Source organism: Sulfuricurvum sp., assembly GCF_028712165.1.
Lineage (GTDB): Bacteria > Campylobacterota > Campylobacteria > Campylobacterales > Sulfurimonadaceae > Sulfuricurvum.
Genome location: NZ_JAQTQR010000012.1, coordinates 38,165 through 46,984, shown reverse-complemented (window position 1 = coordinate 46,984; position 8,820 = coordinate 38,165). Strand labels below are relative to the sequence as shown.

At 38.4% G+C, this 8,820-nt stretch carries 6 protein-coding genes; 3 read left to right on the top strand and 3 right to left on the bottom strand.

Annotated elements, in window-relative coordinates:
• Nucleotides 1–1,901, bottom strand: a 1,901-nt coding sequence (locus PHP90_RS03530; RefSeq protein ID WP_299925311.1) for a TonB-dependent receptor, incomplete at its 3' end; no start/stop codon positions are given.
• Nucleotides 1,902–2,002: 101 nt separating this feature from the next.
• Here PHP90_RS03530 and PHP90_RS03525 point away from each other — a divergent pair.
• Together PHP90_RS03525 and PHP90_RS03520 are read left to right on the top strand one after the other, a co-directional pair.
• The gene (locus tag PHP90_RS03525; RefSeq protein ID WP_299925308.1) at nt 2,003–3,430 is read left to right on the top strand and encodes a HAMP domain-containing sensor histidine kinase; all 1,428 of its coding nucleotides are present in this window, start codon (nt 2,003–2,005) and stop codon (nt 3,428–3,430) included.
• Nucleotides 3,430–3,960: a hypothetical protein gene (locus PHP90_RS03520; RefSeq protein ID WP_299925305.1), complete on the top strand. Its 531-nt coding sequence runs from the start codon at nt 3,430–3,432 to the stop codon at nt 3,958–3,960. The genes PHP90_RS03525 and PHP90_RS03520 overlap by 1 nt, the downstream gene beginning before the upstream one ends.
• A gap of 136 nt (nt 3,961–4,096) precedes the next feature.
• Here PHP90_RS03520 and PHP90_RS03515 read toward each other — a convergent pair whose 3' ends face one another.
• Entirely contained in the window at nt 4,097–4,390 is a 294-nt protein-coding gene (locus PHP90_RS03515) for a hypothetical protein (protein WP_299925302.1), read from the bottom strand.
• Here PHP90_RS03515 and PHP90_RS03510 point away from each other — a divergent pair.
• Nucleotides 4,382–6,805: an ABC transporter substrate binding protein gene (locus PHP90_RS03510; protein WP_299925299.1), complete on the top strand. Its 2,424-nt coding sequence runs from the start codon at nt 4,382–4,384 to the stop codon at nt 6,803–6,805. The genes PHP90_RS03515 and PHP90_RS03510 overlap by 9 nt on opposite strands.
• On the opposite strand, the gene PHP90_RS03505 is transcribed toward PHP90_RS03510, so the two are convergent.
• Nucleotides 6,783–8,777 carry a sensor domain-containing diguanylate cyclase gene (locus PHP90_RS03505; protein ID WP_299925295.1) on the bottom strand — a complete coding sequence of 665 codons (1,995 nt, stop codon included), beginning with the start codon at nt 8,775–8,777 and terminating at the stop codon, nt 6,783–6,785. The two genes, PHP90_RS03510 and PHP90_RS03505, sit on opposite strands and share 23 nt — an antisense overlap.
• Nucleotides 8,778–8,820: the final 43 nt, after the last annotated feature.

Sequence of the window (8,820 nt, the reverse complement as noted above, 5' to 3'; positions counted from 1 at the left end):
GTTTCATCGATCACCATCATGGACTCGTAGGTTTTTGCGGTACCCGTTCCTCGATCGTATCCTTTTTTGGGGCCGCTGTAGTACCAAGCCGTATTTAATCCCAACGCCTGCGTCAATGGAAAAAGGAAATAGCCTTTGCTCAACACTTCTGAAATTTCAGGGCTTTGGAACTCGATCGGGTTAGAGTAATCGGGACTGAAATACTCAGTTCTGACATACGACAGATTTGCCATAAATTCTGAACCATTGCCGAAATGTCGGGTAAATTCCATCTCTATCCCTTTGGCATTTCGCTCTCTGTTGTTGGCATAATCGCCCGGAAAGGAGAAGGGTTCATTCATGATTTGATCAATGACATTCCGCATGGTCGAATAAAATAGATTGGTTCGGATAATCGTATTTGGATTTTTGTGGGTGTAGGCCAATTCGTATGTGTCCATGAGTTCCGGATGCAGATACGGATTTCCGGTTTTTAAACCTTCTTGGGTAGCTTGAAACGCTTCGACGTAAGAGGGGGCTCTGTATGAACGTCCGTAGATCGCTTTTACGATATTTTCCTCGTCCAGCCGATAAACGGAACCGAAGCGGTAACTGAGCATATTGTCAAATAATGAATAATCATCGAGTCTGATATTGGCAGAAAGCTCAAAGTCCTCATTGATCGAGTAGATATCCTGAAAATAGGCGGATTTTATCCATTGGTCATTGTCACCATTTAATATTCCGTATTCTCCGCTTAGATACACCAGAGAGTCAGAGATGACAGCGGGACCACCATGTGCTGGATTACGGAATGTAGTGCCATAGACATTTTCCAGTGTATTGATCTTTTGCAGACCTGCACCGATCATCCAGGCATGATCCTCGATATTGACTCCTCTGAGGTTCATATCGAGGTATGAATTGAGTTGACGGTAGGTAGGGTTCATCCGTATAATCAAACCGCTTCCGTAATAATCCTGATACACCGTTGAGTCAAACGTAAAGGCGTAATAGTTGACTCCTGCTTTTGTCTCTAGAGTTAAGCCATGCCCGATGTCATGGGTGTTTTGCATCTCTACGATACCGCTTTGATTACGCTGATATCCGCCGGTTACGGGTTCGAGCCCTTCACTCAATCCGTAAAAATTGTCCGTAACTTCGGATTTGTAGCGGGCAATCAATTTCCAATCATCATACTTTGCCGTAACACCGATGGAGTAATCTTTAAAATTTTCCAAACTGTTGTAGTCTGAACGCTCATAGGAAGCTTCATATGGCGATACAAACTCACTGCCGGCGTTGAGTGTTTTGTTGTTCTTTTGATAATAGCTGTCGATTCCGATATTCCAGCCGCTCATATTGAGATGTTTGACAAACCCGCCTTTCATATACTCATAGCTTCCAAGCGATCCGAATACCACATCATCGGAGAGCGCCTGCGAGCTTTTCGTGATGACATTGATTGCTCCGCTAAACGCTCCCGGACCATAGATGGTCGATGCCGATCCGCGAAGAACTTCGATACGGTCGATCAGTTCAACCGGAAAGTCGAGATAGTAATAGCTGGTGCTGTACAGATCGCTTCCGACATCCACACCGTCGATATAGAGTTTGTACTTATCGAAAACAAACGTATCGGGGTTGTAGGCTCCGCGAAAAATGACCTGCTTCCATCCTGTATGCAGAATCGATGTTTCGATCCCGGGCAGTAGCCCGAGGGCTTCATGCAGATTGGTGATGCCGATTTTTTTAAGTTTATCAGCATGTAAAACGGAAACAACCGAAGGCTGATAGTCGATATTGAGTTTGGTTTTAGTGGCAATATTCGTAGCTTCATTCAATAATGATGTAAAATCATCATCTGCGTTAACAGTATAGGAAAAGAGTAGGGTACTTATTAACGCATAATAAAATTTCATCAGCAGGCTCGTATATAAAGTGTGCAGATTGTAGCGAAATTAATACTAAATTAACAAACATTTTTATAATATTAATTTATGTTCTTAACTATTGGATTATGATGACACACTCACTTATCGGAAAATTTGCATGGGTCTTTTGGCTGCTCTATATCGCGGTTATAGCCCCAATTTTTATCTTTATTCAAATCAATGTTTCTTCTGTTCTCAATGATAGTGAAAAAGCAAAAATCGAGTTGGTTACCCAAACACTCAAACCGATCATTTCAACGTATCTCACATTTGATCAGCAAGATATGCTCAGTGATACGATGCGTACTTTTTTCCAAAATCCCAATATTTTAGATGTATCGTTGCTGGATGCCGATAAAAAAGTAATTTTTGAACAACACTATCCACAATCCAGACTTCAAGAGACGATTACGTTCTCTACCCCTATAGTCGATTCTATTTCTCATACGCCTCAAGCGACGCTTGTCATCAGTTATTCAAATAATTATGTACATGACCTCCAAATGAAACTTTTTATGCAGCTTATCATTCTATCGCTGTTCGCATTGCTGATTTTTGCCATCACCTTTTGGTATTTTCGCAAGCAGTTTTTTGTTCTTCGTCAGCTATCCATTTGGATGGGGAATTACACGATTGATAAACACTCGGAGCCGTTCAAATGTGATAATTCAAATATTGAAATCAAAACCATCACTTCTTCGGCCAATAAAATGCTCGACTCCATTGATAACTATCGCACACAGATGGAACAGATCAACATAGAACTCGAAAATCGTGTTGAGAGCGAAATCAGCAAGCGTCGTGAAAAAGAACAGCTTCTAATCCAGCAGTCCCGGCTTGCGGCGATGGGAGAGATGATAGAAAGCATCGCCCATCAATGGCGACAACCCCTCAATATTATTGGATTGGCAGTCGCCGATATTAACCTGAAACGCGCTCTTGGGCTAATCGAAAATGATGATTTTGAAAAAAATACCACACTCATCAATAATAATCTTGCTTTTATGTCCAATACCATCGATGATTTTCGGAACTTTTTCAATAAGAATAAAGAGTCCGTCTCTTTCGATCCGCTCCAGCCAATCCAAGAAATATTCAATCTTTTAGGCGAACAACTGCACTATGCCAATATCACCTATGTAGTCCAGAAAAAATGCGACGGAGAGATTTTTGGTGTTGTCAACGAATTCAAGCAAGTGATTTTAAATCTTGTTAATAATGCCAAAGATGCTATAAAAAGCAAATCTGATAGAAGCGGAGGGCAAATCGAAGTTACCTTGCGTTGCGATAGACTGCACCTTTATATCGATATCAGTGATACGGGGGGAGGCGTTCCATCCGCAATAGTCGAGCGTGTTTTTGAACCTTATTTTACGACTAAGCTTCATAGCAAAGGCACGGGTATCGGATTGTATATGTCCAAAGTGATTGTCGAACAACATTTGAAAGGTACTCTGGGTGTACGCAATAGCGATACGGGGGCGATCTTTACATTGACGATGGCTCTTAAAAAATAATGAAAAAAATTATCCTCCTTTTTCTAGTGCCGTTTGTACTTTGGGGTACAACCTATGATTTGGCATTATTGCAAATAGGGGTAAAAATATTTCCAAAAGTAGCCTTGATGGAACAGGGGACAAAAGAACGTATTCAATCGAATGTAAACTTTGTAATTGTTGCTGGACCGGCACATAAAGAGGCTGCACAACGATTAATCATGATGTTTGAACGTCAATACGGCGGAGTAGTAGGCAATTATTCTTTTACGATCAGAGTTATTTCGCCGAAAGATGCGTTAGAGATCAATAATACACAGGGCTTTATTTTACTCATGGAACCGGATGATGCTATCCTTTCGCTCATTCTTGAACATGCCCACAAGAATAAAATATTGACGTTTTCTTTCGATTCGGCACTCTTGCAAAAAGGAACTGACGTTTCACTTTACATCGGAAGAAGCGTCAAGCCTTATATCAACCTTAGCACCCTCAAACAGGTACCTTTTACGTTTGAATACGGTTTCTTGAAGTTATCTCAACCGTATTAAATACAGTGGTGTCCTTATTTATTTGTTCCTTAAGGGTTTTTATACTGTTCATTAACGTTATCTAATTTTTAACCATCTTGATATATAATTAATTTCAATTTATATAGAGGTTTCTTTGACTAAAGTTAGATTTATTTTATTTATTTTTCTTGCAAATATACTCGTTGCTGATGATCAAATCTTTGTACTCCATTCCTATCATGAAGCCTATCCATGGACAAAAGCTCAGCGCAATGGTTTCAGAGAGGTTTTGAATAATACCGACAATCTTTATCCACTCTATTCTGCTGAATATCTCGATACGAAACGCCGAACCTTTGATAAAAAGTATGAGGAATCTTTTGTCCACTATCTGAGTCAAAAGTACCAAGGCTATAAACCAAAACTCATCTATGTAACGGATGATAATGCTCTGTATTTTATGCTTCATAATAAAGAGAAGATTTTTCCCTCTGTTCCTGTCATTTTTTCAGGTGTCAATGATCTATCAAAACAAAAAATGCTGGATGAGTCTCAATATACCGGAATCTTTGAAAAAAAAGAGATCCTCCCTAATCTCAATCTCATCACGAAATTATTTCCTGATGAGAGAGAAGTATTAGTCGTAGGTGACGGATCGACAACGGCTCAAGTGACTCAAAATGAGATCAAAAATGATACTCTCAATTATGGAAAGATAAAAATAGAATTTTCGAACGATCAAGACTTTGATTCTCTTCTGCAAAGACTTAAATCGTATAAAGGGAAAGCGGTTATTTTGACCTCCATAGGTACATTCCGAACACACGATGGTCAATTAATCAATCTTAATCATGTCCTTAAGCAGATAAAAGATGCAGGCAGCTATATTGTGTTAAGTTTAGAGGACAGTTATATCCAACAAGGGGTGCTAGGAGGCTATGTTGTTGATGGCAATGCTCAGGGAACCGAAGCCGGAAAATTAGCGCTGAGTATCTTGTCTCACCCAAAGTTATCTATTCCTATCTTTCATGAAAATACCAATAAATGGATATTTGATGCTGTGGCACTTAAACAGCATGCCATTCTATTGCCCTCAGATATAGGATCGCAAAGTATTTTTATTAACCCGCCACAGACGTTTTTTAAAAAGCATCAGGAAACTCTGATCAATTTGTTATATGCTCTTAGCATTACAACGGTAATTGTCAGTTTTTTATTTGCATTGTATATGTACCAAAGCCGAAAAATTCTCCTTCAGCGTAAGCAAGCCCTATTAAAAGTGTCAGAAAGTTTAAACCAGGCACAAATGATTGCCCATCTCGGAAATTGGGAATGGGATATAAAAGCTAATACTCTCTGGTGGTCAGACGAAATTTATCGTATTTTTGGACTTCTCCCACAACAATTTGAAGCGACATATGAAGGATTTTTGGAACGTGTTCATCCTGATGATCAAGAAAAAGTTCAAGAAGCTGTCAATAAGAGTCTTGTGCACAACATTGATTACAGTGTCGAACATAGAATTGTCAAATCAGACGGAATGATACGTTATGTTTTAGAAGAAGGTAATACTGAATGGGATGATCTTGGAAACCCACTCAGAATGAGAGGGGTCATCCATGATATCACCGAAGAAAAAAGTGCGCAAATATTAATAGAAAAATCAGAAAAAAAATACAGAAACCTTGTTGAGAATGCAATGATAGGTATCTATCGCGCTGATTTATCCGGAAAGATAATTTATGTAAATCATGCTTTGACTGAAATACTAGGTTTTGATTCGCCTGAAGATTTAATAGGTCAAGACAGCAGTATCCGTTATGCCCAACCTGAGCAGCGCAATAAACTAATACAAATATTACAGAAAGAGGGTCATGTTGCCAATATGGAAATTGAGCTACTTGATAAATATTCTGTGGCCGTACCGGTAATGATAAGCGCGACCGTCGAGGGGGAAACATTTTCTGGAATACTAATGGACATGCGTGAGTTAAAGCGGTCTAGATTCGAACTTGATAAACTCTCAAAAGTTATAGAACAAATCGATGATGCTGTTGTTATCACTGATAGACACGGGAAAATAACCTATGTCAATCAAGCCTTTTTGCATCAAACGGGGTACGAAAAATATGAAGTTCTTAATAAAACCCTTACGATCCTTAAATCCGGAAAACAGAGTAATGAATTTTATAAGGAACTTTGGAGAACTATATTGAAAGGGAATGTTTTCAGAGGTACGATTATCAATATAAAGAAAAACGGCGATTTATATTATGAGAATAAAACTATCACACCCATGAAAGATGAGAAGGGGGATATTGTCAGTTTTGTATCAAGCGGAAAAGATGTGACCCAAGAAAATCTTTTAAATCAAGAAATACAACGAATCGCCAGCATCGACAATTTGACCGGTATTTATAATCGGCATAAATTTGAAGCTCTTTTTGAACTTGAGACAGAACGCTCAAAACGATTTTCTCTGCCACTTTCAATGATATTGATTGATATTGACTATTTTAAATCTATAAACGATGCCTATGGACACGACGTAGGCGATGAAGTTCTCCAACATCTCGTCAAAGTCATAGAATCGAATATACGAAAATTAGACATATTTGCACGATGGGGAGGGGAAGAGTTCTTAATATTGTGTCCGGGTATCGATTTGAATAATGTTCACTCACTTGCAGAAAAATTGCGTATTGAGGTTGAAAAAGCTCATTTTCCACTTATTGATACACTAACCATCAGCATTGGGATCTCTACATTTAATGAAAACGATACCATCTCTTCACTCTTTAAACGTGCTGACCAAGGCCTGTATAATGCAAAAGGAGCAGGAAGAAATAGAGTAGGAGAAGCTATTCCTCATCGGAGTGACTAGTTACTAGAATTTGCTCATAGCATTGATCTATACGCTCTACAACTCGATTACGACCACGTTCTTTTGCTTGGTAAAGTGCTTGATCCGCTCTCTTAATCATTTCATCAATCGACTCATCATCAGAATACTGCGTAATTCCGATACTAACCGTTACTTTATCAACAATGCTAAAATTGTTCTGTGCAATTTTTTGACGTAAACGCTCCGATAAAATCTTGATTTCTTTTAGGTCGGTACTGGGACAAACAATGATAAACTCTTCACCACCCCAGCGAAACGGATAATCGCTTATCCGTAAAACATCTTTGATTATCTGGGCAATCTCTTTTAAAACTGTATCACCGATATCATGGCCATACGTATCGTTAATTTTTTTGAAATAATCTATATCCATATAAATAAGGGAAAGTTGTGCCTCATAACGCTTTCCATAAGAAATTTCACGCTGAATGATATCATCAAATTTTAGACGATTATACAAGCCTGTCAATGCATCCGTTTGCGCAAAATACTCAAGCTTTTTTTCCATATTTTTACGTTCCGTCATATCAATGGCCGTTCCGAGACCGGTCCATTTTCCTTGAAACTTTACCGTCGAAATGGCAATGTAAAACCATCGTATTTCTCCTGAACGAGTCACGATCTTCAAATCCTGGTAAATACTTTGATCTCGTAATTCCCCTTTTAATCTCGATCGCATACGTTCTTCTATCAACTCTCGCTCTTTGGGGGCAACTAGATCAATTGGGCCCATTATCATTAGATCATCTAAAGAATATCCACTCATTTTAATAAATGCGTCATTTACGTAGAGAAAAGTATCCCTATATAAAAAAATACCTGCCAATGTACTTTCCGTCAATGTTTTAAAAAGCAGTTCACTCTCTTCAAGTGCTTCTTTGAGCTTGATTTGCTCACTGATGTCTTTTCCGGTTGAGATGAAGTGTGTCACCTCTTCGCTTTTCAATTTGATAGGTGTAATAGTTTTTTCTTCCCAAAATAGGGTGTTGTCTTTTTTACGATTTTGAATATTTCCTTTATAAGTTTTTCCGGCTAAAATTGTTTTCCACATATCCTCATAAAAGAGTGTGGGGAAATTTCCTGATTTTAAAAGAGAAGGTTTGGCTCCCAAAAGTTTCTCTTTAGGCCATCCAGTCAGTTTTGTATAGGCATCATTAACGTATTCGATCATGCCGGTGGTATCGGTGACCATGATTAGATCATCGCTTTGTTCGATAATGCGGTGAAGTTTCAGCATCTCATGTTGATTCTTGAGACGATCGGTTATATCGATAACATTGACGACAAGATGCTCTTTACCGAGGTAAATCATTTTTTGGATACGCGCTTCAACATCGTATTGACTCCCGTCTTTGCGCTGATGTTTAGTTTCAATAGTCAATAACGGGATTTCTTCGGTTAAAAGAGGTTGAATAAGTTTATAAAATTTCTCATACGTATAATCCGGTTTTATATCAGCAGGAGTCATCTGGGAGAGTTCATTCATCGAATAGCCGATATTTTGCAATGCACTCCCATTAGCATAACAAAATTGTAATGTTTGAGGATGAAAGATATAGATTTCATGCAGGCTTTTATCGATTATAGTTCCCAACGATTCCAACGAGTTGGTCAGTTGCATCTCTTTTGTAACATCGGTATAAACAGCCATAATATGACCGTTATCCAAACGTGACACATCATTGACACGCCAACCTTCCCGTACCTCATCATGGTAGTAATTAGCTTCAAAATGTTCAGATTTACCTGTTGTATACACACGTTCTAAAATATCAAGAAAACCAAATTCTCTGACAGCTGGGAAAACTTCTTGCAGCTTTTTACCAATAATATTTTCACGTTTTAGATTCTCTGTTTTTTCTGCTTCTCGATTCAAATTAACAAAAATAAAATCACCGCTCTCATACTGATAAATTGCAATATTGATAGGTAATGAATCTATTGCTATCAAGAGCAGGCTCCTAAGATTTTAAAGTATTCATAATTATAACTAT

What these genes read in the sequence shown, in the direction of transcription:
- PHP90_RS03515 (WP_299925302.1), bottom strand. Translation starts at nt 4,390, where the DNA reads ATGAAGCATAAAATACAGAGCATTATCATCCGTTACATAGATGAGTTT.
- PHP90_RS03510 (WP_299925299.1), top strand. Translation starts at nt 4,382, where the DNA reads ATGCTTCATAATAAAGAGAAGATTTTTCCCTCTGTTCCTGTCATTTTT.
- PHP90_RS03520 (WP_299925305.1), top strand. Translation starts at nt 3,430, where the DNA reads ATGAAAAAAATTATCCTCCTTTTTCTAGTGCCGTTTGTACTTTGGGGT.
- PHP90_RS03525 (WP_299925308.1), top strand. Translation starts at nt 2,003, where the DNA reads ATGACACACTCACTTATCGGAAAATTTGCATGGGTCTTTTGGCTGCTC.